This window comes from Bartonella vinsonii subsp. berkhoffii ATCC 51672 (assembly GCF_902825225.1).
GTDB classification, from domain to species: domain Bacteria; phylum Pseudomonadota; class Alphaproteobacteria; order Rhizobiales; family Rhizobiaceae; genus Bartonella; species Bartonella berkhoffii.
Window position 1 is genome coordinate 1 of the sequence record NZ_CADEAK010000016.1, and the last position, 17288, is coordinate 17288.

The 17288-nt window shown below is 42.2% G+C and carries 17 protein-coding genes and 1 pseudogene; 16 read left to right on the forward strand and 2 right to left on the reverse strand.

Features of this window, described 5'->3' with window-relative positions; genetic code table 11:
* Positions 1-179 precede the first annotated feature (179 nt).
* Positions 180-407, forward strand: coding sequence for a type II toxin-antitoxin system RelB family antitoxin (relB, locus tag J7R10_RS06825; RefSeq protein ID WP_007346764.1), 228 nt, complete (start codon positions 180-182; stop codon positions 405-407).
* Entirely contained in the window at positions 391-660 is a 270-nt protein-coding gene (locus J7R10_RS06830; RefSeq protein ID WP_010705711.1) for a type II toxin-antitoxin system RelE family toxin, read from the forward strand. The genes relB and J7R10_RS06830 overlap by 17 nt, the downstream gene beginning before the upstream one ends.
* A 29-nt stretch (positions 661-689) precedes the next feature.
* Here J7R10_RS06830 and J7R10_RS06835 read toward each other — a convergent pair whose 3' ends face one another.
* Both J7R10_RS06835 and J7R10_RS06840 read right to left on the reverse strand, forming a co-directional pair.
* Positions 690-1127, reverse strand: a complete 438-nt coding sequence (locus tag J7R10_RS06835) for a hypothetical protein (RefSeq protein WP_026501370.1) — start codon at positions 1125-1127, stop codon at positions 690-692.
* Positions 1128-1198: 71 nt separating this feature from the next.
* On the reverse strand, positions 1199-1672 hold the full coding sequence (locus J7R10_RS06840) for a hypothetical protein (protein ID WP_010705709.1): 474 nt from the start codon (positions 1670-1672) through the stop codon (positions 1199-1201).
* Positions 1673-1979: 307 nt separating this feature from the next.
* Between J7R10_RS06840 and J7R10_RS06845 the strand changes: the two genes are divergently transcribed.
* The 14 genes and pseudogenes from J7R10_RS06845 to J7R10_RS06910 all read left to right on the forward strand — a co-directional run.
* Positions 1980-2294: a hypothetical protein gene (locus J7R10_RS06845; protein ID WP_035000743.1), complete on the forward strand. Its 315-nt coding sequence runs from the start codon at positions 1980-1982 to the stop codon at positions 2292-2294.
* Complete coding sequence (locus J7R10_RS06850) at positions 2275-3600, forward strand: PBSX family phage terminase large subunit (protein ID WP_010705707.1); 1326 nt, start codon at positions 2275-2277, stop codon at positions 3598-3600. The genes J7R10_RS06845 and J7R10_RS06850 overlap by 20 nt, the downstream gene beginning before the upstream one ends.
* Positions 3585-5639, forward strand: coding sequence for a portal protein (locus tag J7R10_RS06855; RefSeq protein ID WP_010705706.1), 2055 nt, complete (start codon positions 3585-3587; stop codon positions 5637-5639). The genes J7R10_RS06850 and J7R10_RS06855 overlap by 16 nt, the downstream gene beginning before the upstream one ends.
* Positions 5640-5650: 11 nt before the next feature.
* Positions 5651-6562: a hypothetical protein gene (locus J7R10_RS06860; protein WP_010705705.1), complete on the forward strand. Its 912-nt coding sequence runs from the start codon at positions 5651-5653 to the stop codon at positions 6560-6562.
* Positions 6563-6659: 97 nt separating this feature from the next.
* Positions 6660-7805, forward strand: a complete 1146-nt coding sequence (locus J7R10_RS06865) for a N4-gp56 family major capsid protein (RefSeq protein ID WP_010705704.1) — start codon at positions 6660-6662, stop codon at positions 7803-7805.
* A gap of 30 nt (positions 7806-7835) precedes the next feature.
* Complete coding sequence (locus J7R10_RS06870) at positions 7836-8273, forward strand: hypothetical protein (protein WP_010705703.1); 438 nt, start codon at positions 7836-7838, stop codon at positions 8271-8273.
* Positions 8274-8342: 69 nt separating this feature from the next.
* Positions 8343-9041 (forward strand): phage adaptor protein, encoded by a 699-nt coding sequence (locus J7R10_RS06875; RefSeq protein ID WP_010705702.1) that lies wholly within the window; start codon positions 8343-8345, stop codon positions 9039-9041.
* Positions 9041-10498, forward strand: coding sequence for a hypothetical protein (locus J7R10_RS06880; protein ID WP_010705701.1), 1458 nt, complete (start codon positions 9041-9043; stop codon positions 10496-10498). The genes J7R10_RS06875 and J7R10_RS06880 overlap by 1 nt, the downstream gene beginning before the upstream one ends.
* A 41-nt stretch (positions 10499-10539) precedes the next feature.
* A complete protein-coding gene (locus J7R10_RS06885; protein WP_026501372.1) occupies positions 10540-10923 on the forward strand; it encodes a hypothetical protein in 384 nt (127 codons plus the stop codon).
* A 1-nt stretch (position 10924) separates the two neighbouring features.
* A complete protein-coding gene (locus J7R10_RS06890; protein WP_010705699.1) occupies positions 10925-11980 on the forward strand; it encodes a tail fiber domain-containing protein in 1056 nt (351 codons plus the stop codon).
* Positions 11980-13806 (forward strand): hypothetical protein, encoded by a 1827-nt coding sequence (locus J7R10_RS06895; protein ID WP_010705698.1) that lies wholly within the window; start codon positions 11980-11982, stop codon positions 13804-13806. Before J7R10_RS06890 ends, J7R10_RS06895 begins: the two co-directional genes overlap by 1 nt.
* Positions 13799-15988: a hypothetical protein gene (locus tag J7R10_RS06900; RefSeq protein WP_010705697.1), complete on the forward strand. Its 2190-nt coding sequence runs from the start codon at positions 13799-13801 to the stop codon at positions 15986-15988. The genes J7R10_RS06895 and J7R10_RS06900 overlap by 8 nt, the downstream gene beginning before the upstream one ends.
* Positions 15988-16980, forward strand: a complete 993-nt coding sequence (locus J7R10_RS06905; RefSeq protein ID WP_010705696.1) for a transglycosylase SLT domain-containing protein — start codon at positions 15988-15990, stop codon at positions 16978-16980. Before J7R10_RS06900 ends, J7R10_RS06905 begins: the two co-directional genes overlap by 1 nt.
* A pseudogene (locus J7R10_RS06910) lies at positions 16973-17288 on the forward strand (phage tail protein); the annotation flags it as partial. The gene J7R10_RS06905 and the pseudogene J7R10_RS06910, both read left to right, overlap by 8 nt.

The following is a 17288-nucleotide window of genomic DNA, read 5'->3' on the forward strand; positions in this document are numbered from 1 at the left end:
CTATTATGGATGAGGTATTGGCAAAGGTTGTTACGATCTTTAGTTAATCAATTACGTGTAAGATCCAGCCTTTCAGAACGGACATAAATTGACAAGACATATGATCAGTTGCGCTGCAGGTTTTTCTGTACAATGCGTTGTATTTGTATTACAGTGAATACAAAGATGAGGATTGTGTTATGACGATATCTATTCGATTGCCAAGTGATCTCGAAACACGTTTGAATAATTTAGCTGCTAAGACAGGACGTACTAAGTCTTTTTATTTGCGTGAGATTATTGAACGTGGAATAGAGGAAGCAGAGGATTATTATTTAGCCTCACAAGTGAGAGAGCGCGTTCGAAGGGGAGAGGGTACTTTTTATAGCTCTGAAGAGGTGAGGAAAGAGCTTGGCTTGGACGATTAGATATGAAAAAAAAGCTCTTAGTTTTTTAAAAAAATGCGATAAAAAAGAAGCACGGAGGATTGTTGATTTTTTAGATCAACATGTTGCTCCTCTTGAGGATGTGCGTGTAATAGGTAAGCCCTTAAAAGGACAATTATCTGGTTTATGGAGATATCGTGTGGGAGATTACAGGATACTCTGTGAGTTTTATGATAAGGAGCTTGTCGTGTTAGTTTTGGCTATTGGACATAGAAAAAACATATATAAAGGCTAAGGAAAATCTTTTATAAAATATTTTGATCTTTAATCAAGGATTAAAAGGAGTAATACCGCGCAACTAATTAGAGCAGTTGTTAATAAAAAGAAATAAGCAGGAATTTTCAATTTAAAACGCCAAAGTAAGTTAATGATGATGGACATTATACTAATAAATATGAGTACTGCTATTACAACTATGAAATCATCGAATGTTATGCGCCTCCGAGGTTTTTCATAATCAGAAACAGTGGAAAACGAAATGTTATATTGATTAATTCCACTATCTGATAAAATCTTTTTGGGGTACTGTTCTACTACGTATTGCTTTTGCAAAACTTTAATTTTTTCATGTAAACTTTCATTAGTATTAGCAGACTGATAATGAATACGAATCTGTTCACTGTTGGCATAATCAGAAAGAAAAAGCCCATTGAGCACTATGACTAATAAGCAACTTATTTTTTTTGCTGATAAATAATTCATTATTTCTTTTATGGCTGGAGTTTAAGTATATATTAAAGATTAGGGAAAACGCTTAATAAATATTTTGATCGTTAGACAATTTTCCAAATAAATTTGATCAACGCTATAAACGCTATAAGACAAATTAAGATCAATGCTATAATCGCTACAATCGGTAGAATTTCATCTAAATTTTGTATTATAGCAATAAAAATTAACACTCCTAAAAATGCTATTCCTATTACAGGATAAAATACGAAAACTGCTGCCATAGCGGCCCAAGCCGCTGTTTGGAATTGGAGAGACAAAAGCTCATTAAATGTGCTGTCAATATTTTCAGCTTTTAAATTTAGTTTTCCTTGTTGTTTACATGCGTTTAGTATCAAAAAATACGATACAAATGCTACAAATATTGGTACGGCTAATTTATCTTGTTGTTCGTTGTTTAATCCCAAGGGATTAAAAACCAATATCATAAAGCAAACTATAGCAGGGAATGGTAAAAACAAAATTAGTGTAAATATCTTTTTAATTCTGCATAAAGCTGCTTTTTTGAAAAATAACATTAATTCCCCCCACTTTTTGCTAATCAATAACTTTGTGCTTCCATATAATTGATTCTTTTAGATGAAACAATTATAAGTTGCTGGTTGTTAAATATACTAGATTTAGGTAAAAAAAATAAAAAATATACAATATCATGATTTTTTTGTTGACAGGATATGAAAAATAGTGTTTTATGACGTTGCTGCACTAGTCGAATTGTGTCTAGAATTACGGTAAAGGTATAACCTCTCTTATAAGTTTATATGATTGTTCAGAGCCCTGCATTTGCGGGGTTTTTTATTGTCTTGTTTACAAAAAGAAATGCACATGAAAACCACTGAAAAACCTGCAAAAAGAACGCCCCCAAAGGCAGGTCAAGGGCGAGTAAAAGGCGTGCCAAATAAAACGACACGTATTCTGAAAGAGGCGGTGCTTAAAGCAGCAGAGCGTGCTGGTAAGAAATATGGTGATGATGGTCTGATTTCTTACCTCGAAAAACAGGCAATCAAATGTCCTGCTGCTTATTTAGCATTGCTTGGCAAGGTGTTGCCTTTGCAGGTTACTGGTGAGGATGGTGGAGCGATAAAAACGATAACGCGTGTAGAGATTGCACCTTTGGTTGATGACAAAAGCACAGATTAATATAGTACCAAAACTGATACCAATCTTTTTGGGCAAGGCAACGGTTCGTGCTGCTTGGGGAGGACGAGGGTCAGGAAAGACAAGATCATTTGCCTTAATGGCGGCTTTAAAAGGCTATCAATTCGGTATGGGGGGCATTTCAGGGACCATTCTTTGTGCGCGGCAGTTCCAAAACTCACTAGCAGAGAGTTCTTTGGAAGAGATTAAACGCGCCATTGAAAGTCATGACTTTTTAAAGGACTATTACAAGATTGGGGAGTCTTCGATTAAGTCGAGAGATGGTCGTATAGCCTTTCAGTTTTCAGGTCTTGACCGCAATGTAGCGAGCATTAAGTCGATGGGGCGACTTTTGCTTTGTTGGGTTGATGAGGCGGAACCGGTGACTGAGACGGCTTGGCAAACGCTGATACCGACTTTACGTGAGGAGGGGGAAGGATGGCGTGCAGAATTATGGGTTACGTGGAATCCATTGCGTGAGAATGCGCCGGTTGAGAAGCGGTTTCGCTTTTCTGATAATGAGGCAATTAAGCGTGTTGAGATCAACTGGCCAGATAATCCGAAGTTTCCAAAGATTTTGAATGAAGCACGACTTGATGATCTTAAGAACCGACCAGAGAGCTATAAGCATATTTGGGAAGGGGATTATCTGAAAGCCGTTCAGGGTGCTTACTATCAAAAAGAAATGTTGGCAGCCGAGCAGGAAGGGCGGATAGGACGTGTTTCTCGTGATCCTTTGATGCAGATACGAGCCTTTTGGGATATTGGCGGCACGGGTGCCAAGGCAGATGCGACGGCGATATGGATAGCGCAGTTTGTAGGCCGCGAAATCAGGGTATTGGATTATTATGAAGCACAGGGGCAGCCCTTATCCGAGCACATAGGCTGGTTGCGTCAAAATGGCTATGAGAAGGCGTTGATGGTGCTACCCCATGATGGAGCGACCAGAGATCGTGTACATAATGTGAGTTTTGAGAGCGCTTTGAATGATGTGGGTTTTGAAACGCAGGTTATTCCCAATCAGGGGGCAGGGGCAGTTAAAATGCGTATAGAGGCGGTGCGACGTATTTTGCCCTCTGTATGGTTTCATGAAGAAACCACGGTAGCAGGGCGCAAGGCACTGAATTGGTATCACGAGAAATGGGATGAGAAGCGTGGCATTGGTTTGGGTGCAGAGCATGATTGGGCAAGTCATGGGGCCGATGCTTTTGGCTTGATGTGCATTGTCTATGAAGCGCCTCGCGTTAAACCCAAGCAAGAACGTTATTGCACAACGGAAAGAGAAGCGGCATCATGGATGGCATTCTAGATCAAGACTTTCAAAAAACGACAATTCTTGATGAATATGAACTCTATAAGCGTTTAAAGTCTTGGTATGCAGAAGATATTGAACATGTCAATGAATGGCGTGAACAAGCGCGTGAAGATTTTGATTTTTATAATGGTCGTCAATGGGCAGAAGAAGATCTTGCTGTTTTGAAAGAGCAACGACGCCCAGTCATGACTTTTAACCGCATTGCGCCCCTTGTGAATGCAATTGTTGGTGCAGAGCGTAATAACAAACGCGAAGTACAGTTTCAACCACGGCAAATAGGGGCAGCCATACCAAATGAATTGCTTACTGGAGCAGCAGAATGGTTTCGTGATGAAGCGGAGGCGGAATATGCCGATTCTGATGCTTTTCAGGATATGGTTATTTGCGGCATGGGCTGGACAGATACCAGACTTGATTATGATACAAACCCCGAAGGGAACCCTACCGTTAGGCGTTTAGATCCACTGAAAATGGTTTGGGATGCCAATGCTGTGCGTCCAAATCTGGTTGATGCACAGCGCATGTGGTATGTTGATCGTAAATCCGTTGAGGATGCGAAAAGCCTTTTTCCTGATGTAGCTGTTGAAGATCTTAACGCCGATTGGGCTATCGATAGTACAACCGCTTCTGAGGATTCTCATGTGTCGCTTGATGCGTATCATGATGACTCTCATGCGGCTTCTCCATTAGAGCCCTGTTATGGAAAACGGTATGTGACATTGGTTGAATGCCGTTGGTTTGAATATGAGACCACTTATAAGGCACCTGATCTTCAAACCGGTCAGATGCGCAACTATAGCAAACAAGAGTTTGAACAGCTTCAAAGGATGATGCCACAGTTACAAGGTGCGCGTTTTAATAAAAAAGTGGTCAGGCGCGCCTTTTTGGGGCGGCGCCTTTTAGCAAAGCCCGATAAGCCGTTAGCGCCTGATGAGCAGCTAGGTTGGGAATGTATCACGGGAACGCTGGATAAGCTTAAAAACCAGTTTTACGGGATTGTTCGCCCCGCAAAAGATCCGCAAAAATGGTCGAATAAATATTTTAGCCAAGTGATGTATATCCTTAATAGCCAGTCTAAGGGTGGCTTGATGGCAGAACGAGATGCTTTTGATGATGATCGCCAAGCCATGGAAAGTTGGGCGCGAACGGATACGATTACTTGGGTTAAAAATGGTGCGCTTACAGGAGGGAAAATTCAACCAAAGCCAAGTGCACAATTTCCCAGTGGATTTTTCCAGCTGTTTAATGAATCGCGTGAGGCAATAACGCATGTAACAGGGTTATCGGCAGAGTTTATAGGAACACGAGAGGTCAACCAAGCCAATGTGCTGGAAAATACACGCCGGCAATCGACACTTAATTTGCTTGCGGGGCTGTTTGACAATCTCAAGCTTTATCGGTGCAGACAGGGAAAGATTATCCTTTATCTTATCCAGAATTATCTCTCTGATGGGCGTTTGGTGCGTATTTCTGGACAAGAGAATGCGCAATATGTGCCGTTAACGCGTGATGCTGTTACGACGCTTGAGTATGACATTATTGTTGATGATTCACCGACAAGCCCCAATGAAAAAGAGAAAACTTTTGCAGCAATTACACAGATGTTGCCATTGCTTGGCGGTTTCTTAACACCGGAGATGATCCCAGATCTTCTGAAGCTTTCACCACTCCCAGCAACACTTGTGGCAAGTTTAACCGCAAAGGCACAGCAAGCACAGATACAACAACAGCAACAGCAGATGATGCAACAAAGCCAAGGGGCGCAATTAACTCCAGAGCAACAAGCAAAGATTGCTGTTCTACAGCAAGAAGCGCAGGCGAAAGGGACACTCTATCAACTCGACGCGCAGCAGAAACAGGCAGCATTGCAGCAGAAAAATATCGAGCTTTTCTTAAAGCAAGAACAAGCGCGGATGCAACTTGAGTTGCAACAGGCAAAAAATGAGATAGCGCAGCGTGATTTAGAACGCAAAGCTTTACAGGCACAGTTGGAACATTATCGAGTTTTGACAAAAAATATAATAGCACATTGAAGGAACAGAGAATGGAAGAAGAGTTTACCCCTGAAGAACAAGCAATCTATGATGAACATTTTGCCAATGATAATCATGTTGAATTGGTCGAGCCTGAGCAAGTTGAGGAAGTTTTTGAAACAGAGGAAAGTTCTGAACAGTCACCTGTAGAACCACTTCAGGAGCAGCCAAGTTCTAATCCAATAGAACCTGATAAACTAGAGCAAGAGCGGCAAGCACGTCAAAGGGCAGAACAAAGCGCCGTTGAAGCGCGTGAATTGGCTATTGAATTTGCGCAGAAATATGCCGCAATGCAGGAAGAAATCACACGACGCCGTGAGGAAAATATTCCCACCTTAGAAGACGACCCTAAAGCACATGTTGCATGGCTTAGTCAAAAGGTACAGGAACAACAGAAATTGCTTGATGAGTTTTCTCATATGAGAGAGCGCCAAGAGCGCATGAGTCAAGAGGAATATGAACGACAGCAATTAGGGGATTATTTCGAGGAAGCAAAAGCGCAGGTACAAGACAAATATCCAGATTTAGACAGTATCACAGATTATCTCTATGAAAGAGCAGACAATGTTCTACAAGCGCAAGCAGATCTCTATCCGCAATGGAAAGACCCTGTGGCACGGCAACAGCAAATTGGTGCTGAATTGCGCCAAATATGCCAGCAGTGTCAGAAAGCCGGTATAAATCCAATTGAGGTGCTGGTGCAAAAAGCAAAAGCTTTTGGGTATAGTGGCGCGCCAGTTAAGGATGAAGTGGGAGCCCTTCAAGAGCGCTCTCAAGCAGCACGGACACTCACAGCGCGCAGCGGACAAGTTCCAACAGGTGGAATGGATGTGAGAACGCTTTTTTCCATGCCTGAAGCCGAATTTGCAGCATGGGTTGAGAAAAATCCTAAAAAATTTGAACAAATTATGAGTAGGGCATGAAGACGTGCGCAATGGCGCGACAGAGAGAACCAAGTGATTGTTATCGTTTGGGGGAGCCGCAAGGCGAGTTTTAAAACCAAGAAAGGCATTGATTGAAATGGCAACAACACAAGTAAAGCTCAATGACCCATTAGCCGTTGGCGTTTGGGCTAAGATGCTAAACACAGAAACCTCCAAAGCGTTGCCCATTGCACCGCTGATGGGAAAAAGCAAAAACAGCATTATCCAAGTGTTGGATGTGCTAGGGAAATCGGCGGGTGACTCCGTTACGAGCGGATTACGCGTTCAACTTATGGGGGATGGCGTTAGCGAGGGACAAACGCTGGAAGGTAATGAAGAAGCACTCCAATTTATGAATGAAAAGGTGCACATCAATGAACTTACGCATGCTGTGCGCATCAAATATGAAGGCTCTATTGATCAACAACGTGTTCCCTTTAATTTGCGGACTGAAGCAAAAGATGGGTTAGTTGATTGGTATGCAGACCGTTTAAGTCTGATGTTTTTTATTCAGGCAGCAGGCTATACAGCGCCATGGATGCATTTTGAAGGACGCACCATAACGCTTAAACCAGTGCATTATGGTTTTAACGCGCCATCAGAGCCAAGCAAATTGCGTATTATTCGCCCGAATAAGAAAAAGACCGATGAAGAACTTACAAAAGAGGATGTTTTTACATTAGATCTTATAGATCAAGCTGTTGAACGCGCTAAACTTGCTAATCCACGTTTACGTCCTGTTCGTGTTGATGGAAAATCGGCTTATGTGATGTATCTCCATCCAATACAGGTGACCCAATTGCGTACCAATACCAAGAGTGGTCAATGGTTAGACATTACCAAAGCAGCTTATGATGGCTCTGGAGCTAAGAACCCAATTTTTAATGGTTCTTTGGGGATGTATAATGGTGTCATTTTGCGTGAAGCAGAGCATGTTCCCAATGGTGTTCATTCAAAGACACAAGAGCCTGTCCCCTCTGTTCGCCGTGCTGTTTTGCTTGGTGCACAAAGCATCATCATGGCTTATGGACGCATTGGTAATGGTGCAACAGGAGGCAATGGGGAAAATGGTGCGACGCGTTATAAGCTTGTTGAAGAATTGTTTGATTATCAACGTGAATTTGGTTTGGCTGCAAAGACCATTATCGGCATGAAAAAGTCACGCTATACCTTGCCTCATTCTGATCAAGGGGGACAGGATTTTGGTACTATTGTCATCCCTTCTTTTGCTGAAGCAAGCTAACAAATCACCCTTATAGAAGAGGATTAAGCTATGGAAGAACAACAGCCAATCGTGCGACCATCTCTTGATGCAAGCACAATAATAATGACCGATGAGGGAATGCCGTTTATTTTGCAAGGGTGCGACAGCTCTACGCAGCAGGTAAGCTTTTTGCGGGCGCGCGTTAAATACACGGATAGTGGATTAACGACGCAAATTGGTACTTTACCGCGAGATGCTTTTCTCAAGAGTATTACGATTTATACGCTAAGCGATTTTGGTGGTGCAACAGCCAAGTTTGGAAAAGAGCCAAATGGTAGCGACTATGGCACCGCAAAACTTGCTGCTGCTGGTGTGGAAGAACTTGAACTCTCATTGCCTGTACGCAATGTTCCGTTAGAGGTTGAAAACACGATTTACATGACACGAGACAAAAAAAGCACCAAAGGTGATGCTGAGGTGATTGTTGAGTTTTATACCAATCGTTAAAGGCGAGGGGGCGTGTGTTTTTTACGTCCCCCTTCATAAGACGTTTTATGACGTTTGGAAGAGGCTTCTATGACAATAATAATACAAACAAGTGGTCCGATTGTCGAAAAGCAGACCATTGTCCCTTGGGATAAAAACTTTATCCAGATGTTAAATGATATTCAGGATGAAATAGATGACCAAACCAATGAATATGTTGATCAAGTGCAAAGGGCGATATTTTCGGCTATTCGCTTTTGTGAACGATTGCCTTTTTATTTCAATGAAAGCCGTGAGATTGTTTTCACCACTCTAAAGGGCAAAAGCCGTTATGGCGTAGAGGCACATCCCTCTATAACAGGTGCTGTTCGCATTGTTGATGCTTATATTTATGAGGATAATCATAGCAAATCAAAACTTTTGCATGGGGACCCGCTGTTCATTGAGAACTGTGCGGATGATTCTCATCAGGGCGTGCCTACGCGCTATGCCTATTTTGAACAAAAGCTTGTTTTGTATCCAACACCAGACCGCATTTATTCCATCAGGCTTATTCTTGACCCAGTGAGAATAAAAGACATTGAGAGTGCACAAGAAGCGTCCATATGGTTTTGTGAAGCCTATGAATTGATCAAAACGCGTGCAAAATATGAACTTTATACGAATATTATTAAAGAACCACAGATGGCAACGGCAGCTTTTGCCATGTTCCAAGAGCAGTTAGATGCATTGAGAATTGAGACTTCGCGGCGCAAAAATCTTTTGAAAATTCAACACACGGACTTCTGATGACTTTTATCCCTATTTCTGAATATAGGCCAGACACCGCATTTATTAATAGTGGTTATTCTCATGAGATAGTGAATGTTTTGCCTGCACCAAATTCGTATATTCCGTTTCCCATGGTTGCGCCGATCTCAGATCCTTTTCCGGATATGATTTTGGGGGTTTATGCTGTGCGCTCATTGAGTGGTGTACGCATCATTGTGGGCGCACCAACAAAACTTTATGAATATGACAACAGCATGCGTGGCTGGAAAGATATAAGCAAGCCTCACACACAGTATCACGCCAATGAGACCGCTCGTTGGTCTTTTGCCTCCTTTGGTGATCATATCATTGCTGTTAATAGCAATGACCCACCACAAATGCTTTCGTTGAAAACGAGTGAAAGGTTTTGTGATTTAGGCGGGGCCCCCCCGCGTGCTGGACTTGTGCGTGTATGGGGCGATTTTGTTTGCCTGATGCAATTAACAGATAAGCCAAATCGTGTTCAGTGGTCTGGTTTGAATGATGCGACACACTGGACGGTTGGTGAGAAAAGTTGCGATTATCAAGATTTTCCTGATGGGGAATATGTGCAAGGTTCCACTGAATCAACCAATCCACTTATTTTTATGCGCTCGGCTATTTATCATGCAACCTTTGTACCCGGATCTAAAATCATCTTCAGTTTTGCAAAAATAAAAGACAAAATAGGTGCGAAAAGCAGTACAGCAATTGCAAGCCGTGGCGATTGTACTTTCTTTGTCTCTGATGACGGTTTTTATCAAATCAACAGTGTAGGTGAAATGCTCCCTATTGGTTTTGGTAAAGTGGATAAAACCATCTTCACACTTTACAATAATTTTGCCATTGATGAGATGAGGGCATGTATTGATCCGGTCTATTCTCGTGTTTATTTTTCTATCAATGATAACACTGAAGGGATGCATATTTATGTTTATGATTGGCTCTTGCAAATATGGAGTGTCATTAAGGGGCAGAGCCTTCTCTTATTTCCCCTCTTTGCTGCCGGTTATACATTAGAAGGCTTAGACGAAGTCAAAGAGCATCTTAAGAGTTTACCATCTTCTCTTGATAGTAAAATGTGGCAAAATGGCGCGCCTGTTTTGGGAGCCTTTACTTCAGACAATAGATTTGGTTTTTTTGCAGGTCCTCCGATGGAAGCAGTTATTTCTTCACAAATTGTGGGGGATACAGGGAGGCAAATCAACCTGATGAGTGAGGCTTTTGTTCAAGCGGATACGACAAATGGTTTTTTAAGTGTTGGGGCAGCTTTTATCATTGACAACAAGAACCAATTAAATTGGGCTAAAGAGCGTTATGCCGGCTATAATAATGGAATGTATAATATCCGCTCACGGGCGCGTTATCACGCCTTGCGCTTGAGAATACCAGAAGGCACGCCATGGACGCATATAACAGGCTTTGATGTAACGCTCAAACCCGCAGGCATAAGATGAGTTTTAAGATCTATAATACAGAAAAATGGAGCGCTGAACAAATGGCGCCTTATTTTGAGAATGTCATAAAATCAATAGTTTATTTTAATCAAAAATTCCCTGATGATTATAATCCAGAGACCATTTTAAACGATATTTTAAAGGGAGAAAAAGTTCTTTGGATTATCGTTGATGCGCATGAAAACTTTATGGCGCACGTCACAACACAGTTACAGGAACTCGTCACTGGAACCTTGAGGGCGGTTATTGTCACACTTGGTGGAAAGGGAGGGGCGCCTTTAACAAAGCTTATCACTCAAATTGAAGCCTATTATAAAGAAAAAGGGGCAAAAGAGCTTATCATTATAGGCCGGCGAGGATGGGAAAAATCTCTTAAATCGCATGGATACGACGTTAATCTTTTAGAATATAGAAAGCAGCTTTAAGATGGGAAAAAGTTCTAAACCAATCCAGAATACCCAAAATACAACGCAAACAAATGCCCCTCCTGCATGGGCAAAAGGTATTTTTGAACGTGCTGCAAAAGATGCCATGACTTTTTATAATCAAGGCAGCGGAAAAGCTGTATATGATGGGCAGCGTGTTGCGGGTTTAAGTGATCAAACAAACAATGCGATTAATGGGCTTACCAATAATACGCATAACTATGAGAACAATTATTTAAATGGATTAGCCACAGGGCAAAATTCAACAAGCCAGAACTTAAAGAACATGGCTTCAGGGCAACAAATAGGCAATAATCCTTACTTTAATGAAGCACTTCAAAACACATTAAATAAAGCAACAAATTCTATTAATAGTTCATTGGCAGGTGCGGGGCGTTATGGTTCTGGGGCGCATACTGGGGTTCTTGCTAACGAATTGGGGGGCATAGCAACACAAGCTTTATCACAGCAATATAACCAAGATGTCAACAACATGATGAATGCCAATAGTCTTATTGATCAAGCAAACCAAAATCAGTTGGCGGGCGCCAATAACTTCTTTCAAGGTCAAGGTCAGGCAAATCTTAATGCGTTGACGGGAGGGAGTGTGCTTGATGCTAATCGTCAACGGCACTTGGATGAAGAGCGGCAAAAATGGGAGCAGCAGAACAATCTTGATTGGGACCAGTTAAGTAAGTTGCTTGCAGCTGGTGGGGCTGTTGCTGGAAATTATGGAACGCAAACAGGACAAAGGACGACATTTACTCCACCGCCAAGACCTAATCCATGGGAAATTGTTGGAAATGTTGGAACTATCCTTGGTACTTTTGCGGGACTTAGCGATAGAAGAGCGAAAGAAAATATCGTGCAAGTGGGGCAGCGAGATGGACACAAACTCTATGAATATAATTACAAGGGGCATCCAGAGCGCTACCTTGGGGTGATGGCACAAGATGTTTTGAAGTCAAATCCTGAAGCTGTTTTTGTACATCCTGATACGGGCTTATTGCATGTTGATTATAGCAAGCTTGGATTTGAGATGGAAAGGGTGCAGTGATGGAACAAGAAAACACAAATTCTCTTTTAAAGTTGTTTGATCCGAAATTTTTGCGTCCCTTGATGTATGAGGTCATACCTCAATTGCCAAAGCATTTGTTTGAACAGCTTTCTGCACCTCCAAGCACGCCGTTGGAAGGGCGATACAAGCCAAGTTTTTTAGAACGTGCCGCTTTTAGCACAGACCCTTTTGATGCGACAGATGGGGCTGCTACTCCACAAAAATTGAGTCCTACAGAGCTTATTCGCGGTTCTCAAACAGGAGGAGGAGAAGTTGGGAAAAAAACGCCAGCAGAATTGATTATGTCTACGGATGATTTAAAGCGCCAAATGCCCCCCTTGCCGGATGTTTCAAAGGATACTGTTAAGATACAAGAGGCGCCAGAGCAACAAAAGCATGACTTCTCAGAGCAGGGAGGTGTTGCATCAATGATCCCTCAATCTCCACTTTTTGCGAACATTGATCAGTCTAGTGGGGATGAAGCACAACGACAGCAGAAAAATGCCATGGATTACATTGCAGAGATCAACAACAGATCTATGGCAGAAAATCCACAGGAAAGCAGTCCTGTCAATCAAGAAGCACTTTCTCATACGCCTGTTTCAGAAGAAGAACATTTAAAAGCAAATGCTAAGCCCGAACAGGCAGCGGATTATGTAAACGCTGTTGGGAATTTTCTCCATAAAGATGCAAATCCAAGCGGCTTATGGGATCGTTTTAGAAAATCAGAATTTTCCGAGCATTTAATGGATTTTTTTGCAGGGTTAGCATCAGGAAAAACACCGCAAGAAAGTTTTTCAAATGCAGCGCTTGTTATGCGGCAGGGCAATAATGTACGTGCTCAAAATAGACCCATTTTTGAGTTTTTACGCTCTAAAGGATATAGTGATAAAGACGCACAAGCCCTTGTGCAATATCCAGATCTTGCCATGAAAGTTATAGGCAGTACGTTAAGCCCTCAAGAAGGCTATAGAACATTGACAGCAGCGGAAAAGGCAGAGCAGGGATTGCCTGAGAATATGACTTTCCAAGTCTCAACAAGCACAGGGAAAATTATACCTGTCCAAGGAGGACAGCGTTCCACTGCTTCCGGATTAGGGGGGAATACCGATGGCATGCTGTCAAAGCCTGAATCAGGTTATATGTATGTTAAGGACGAAAATGCACTTGGTGGCATACGTGCGGTGCCAATTGCAGGCAGTGGTGCAGAACATAAATTAATCCAAGAACAGAAGGAGGAGGAGCGTAAAAACCAACAAACACAAATGCAAATTCTGGAAACAGCAGACAGATCAAATCGTATACTCTCAGCTTCTAAAGAATTGCTAAAAATTGTTGAGGAATACCCGCATGTTGTTGGTTTTAGTGGTCCTATAATGTCGTTCCTTCCTAATTCTAGGGCAAAAGATTTCGGGCATATGCTTGATTCATTGAAGGCGAATATTGGGATTGATGCCTTGAGAAAAGCAAAAGCATTTTCACCAAATGGTGCATCTGGCTTTGGGAATTTGTCTAATATGGAATTGCAAACTTTGCAAAATTCTGTAGCAGCGCTGTATCAAGATCTTTCTGCAGAGCAAATGAAGAAATCTTTAAAAACCGTTATTGACACTTTCAATAAATCCAATGCGGCAACGCGCGCACTTCTTTTTGGTGGTGCAGAGGCAACACGCGAACTCGTTCGAGCAGCCTATGGGGAAGATGCTTATAAGGGGAAACATGCACAATCAAATGATTCACTAGAAAAACAGATAGATGCATTACCGGAAGGTGTATTGTTTATTGATAGTGATGGACGCATTAAGGAGAAAAAAACCAATGGCTGAAGTAATTCCTCCTCTTATTCATCGTAAAAACACAAGAGTCATTGGGCATATAAGTGACTATACACCAGAACAGCTTCAAGAGCTTTTCGCGAAGAATAAGGAAAGGCTAAGAGGTTCTGTTACAGGAAATAATGGTGCAACAGAAGAAGAGGATCCACATCCAAGTGCAGTGGGTGCTTATGGATGGGGAGCTCTTCATGGGCTAACCCTAGGCTATGATGATGAAGCTGCAGGGTTGGCATCAGCATTTTGGGAGGGGTTGTGGAATGGAACAGATAAGGCTGTCAAAAAATATAATGAAGTGAAAAAACGATGGGGGGATTATCAAAGGGCGGCGCACCGAGATCATTTTTATGCATCTCTTGCGGGGAATTTAACGGGTGCTGCAATTCCTTTTCTAATACCAGGTCTTGGCGCTTCTGCTGCTACTCGTGCGGCAATTGGGGCTGATGTTGTGCTGGGAGGTAGAGCTGGTGTTGCAGGAGCACAAATAACCAGTAAAGCTTTAGCAGCAGGAGAAAGGGCGGTGCAATCTGCTTTAGCAGAGGGTGCGGAACGGGCAGCGGCAAAAGCTGCAGGTGAAGCAGCAATAAAAGCTGTAGCAAGTAAAGAGGCGGCAAAATTTAGCTTGGGGCGTGCAGCAAAAACTGGAGCCATTTATGGCGGAATAGCAGGCAGTGGTGAGGGAGAGGGTTTGGCGGATACTCTCGTGTCTGCAGGATTAGGTGCGGGGCTAGGTGCTGTAACGCCATTTGTTGCCAATGGTGTATCAAAAGTGACACCTTTTGTTACAAAATCACTTAAAGCAGCATTGAGAGGACCTATAAGCCCAGCTGAAATGGCAGAAAAAGCAGCGCAAATGCCAGAAAAAGAAGCATTTAAAATAAGCAACAGAGCACTGAGGGATGTAAGCCAAACTTTAGGGGATGAAGGTGTTGATAAGCTTGAGAGGGCATTAAAACAGCGTGGTCCTGATTCAATGATTATTGATCTTCATGATGGGCTTGCTGCAAGAGCTTTTAGGGCAGCAAAAAAAGACCATGATACATATTCGCTCATAAGTAATCGTTTAGGCGCTAGGCAAGATGCGAGTATAACACGGGTGAGGGATGGATTGACAGATGTGATGGGTCCAAAAGTCGATACGCTCGATTTAAAGCAGGAGATTATCAAACAAGCACAGAAAAAAGCTGAACCATTTTATGAGAGGGCGAAAGCTTCTCCTATTTCAAATGCTGTTCGTGAAGATTTATCGCGCTTGCAAGAAACCCCCGCCTTTCAAAAAGCATACAAAAAAGCAATCGCACAAATGCCAAATGAAGTGGATGCAACAGTTATAGGGAACAATGGATATCCAAAGCTGAATATGCGGATTTTGCATAAGATGAAAGAGGTTTTGGATGATCAAATTAATTCTGCTCGTATCAAAGGGAAATGGGGATATGCTCGAGATTTAACGGATTTCAAACAACGCATTCTGGACGTTTTGGATACGTCATCTCCAGATTATGCTAAAGCACGGAAAATTTATTATGACGAGCGCACAATTGGAGATGCTTTAGATCACGGAAAGGAAGCACTAAAGAAGAGTGTTAATATTGATACTGTCAAAAGCCAAATTTCCGATCTTGGGTTGATAGAAAAAGAGGCATTTCAAAAAGGTATACGGTCGCAAATAGAGCATGCGGCAGGCAATGCAAGGAATTTTGAACACAATCTTTTGAGTTTGTTTGACACAAAAAATGGTCAAGAAAAATTACGGCGTGTTTTTGGTGAGGATAAAGCTAAGCAACTTATGAAAGTGTTGCGACCAGAAGTGGAGAGGTCAAGGCTTTTTGCACGATTGCCAAACCATATGGGTGAAGTGGAAGAAAAGGCAGTAGAAGGCGCTGCGATAGGAGGAAAGATTCACCTAATCAAGACAACCCTGAAAACTTTAGCAAGAGAATGGGGACGCAAACTTTTAGGAGTGCATAGAGAGACTGAGAGAGATATTGCGGCTCTCATAACAGCACGAGAAAAAGGGGAGTTTGGGTTAGCGAGGGAAAAAGCCGTTGAGTTAATTAAGAAGTTTCATGAAGCAGAAAAGAAACGCTTAATAACAAAAGAAGATCATACAAAGTTCATCAATTTTCTTGGCATTATTTTGAATAGCAGCGTTGATAGAACGGTTATAAACTAATGATCAATTTTCATCCCAATGTGAAGCACGCCATCTCACAGGCAGCACAAAAATATGGCTTGCCAGAAAGCTTTCTTGAACGTGTCGCACTGATAGAAAGCAATGGTAACCCACATGCAAAAAATAAGAACAGTAGTGCGGGGGGACTGTATCAATTTTTAGATTCAACAGCAAAACATTATCAACTTAATAACAAGTTTGACCCCTTTCAAGCAACCGATGCAATGGCGCGATTAACAAAAGACAATATACGTTATTTAGCCACAGCATTAGGCAGAGAGCCATCAGAGGCAGAGCTTTACCTTGCACACCAACAAGGACCAGCAGGGGCAGTAAAACTTATCAAAAATCCACATATGCCAGCAAGCCAGCTTTTAGGTCGACAGGCAGTCATACTCAACGGTGGCAACAGTGAAGCGACAGCTGGGGATTTTATGAATCATATTTATGGGCTTTACAATAAAATGGGAGCCCCTTCGAAAAGAACGATACAACAAAGCCAAGGAAATGGACAAGCAGCACCAAACGAGGTGGGTCCTTTGCGTGGGTTTGAGAGGCTTCAAAAGACAATTCAAGGGGGGCAATGGGCTCAAGGTGATCAAGTGGGCAACCAATTGATGGCATATGACACGCCATTCCCAAACAGGATGATGGCACCTGAAAGCAGAGATAATCTCACAGGACAGGTTATGGAAACCACACCATTGCAAACACAAGGTATTAATTCTAACTCTCTTAAAAAGGGGTTCGCTGGTTTGCTTCATTTAATGAGAGAGAGTGGAGAAAGACAAAATCAACAAATGCAGCTAGCTCAGCAACAAATGTTACAGCAACCAGTCATGGCGGGTTTTTCACAATCGTCAGGGCGCCCTATGGATTTAACACCTCTGATTGATTCCTCTAAGCGGCAATCTGGTGGTTTCTATGGGCGGCAAAAAGAAGAGCAATTGCGCGAAGAGCTATTAAGAAGAACGGGGGCTTATCATGTCTGATATTTATGACTGGTCACTCACAGCTGATCAAAATGCCAATTCAGATAGTATGATTAATTGGGCAGAAGGGCAGCCACCTAGTTCTGTCAATGATAGTGCGCGGATTATGATGCAGCGTATACGTGAATATCTTGCCGATAATGGTGGTTCTCTTGACTCAAAGTTTATTGTGAATGGAAATGAACAAACAACATCAATCACGTTGACGACGGTTTCGCCGATAGCAAAATACAAAAATGATATCATTATCCGCTTTAAGGCGCGTGGTATGAATATTGGCACGACAACAATAAACATAAATAATATAG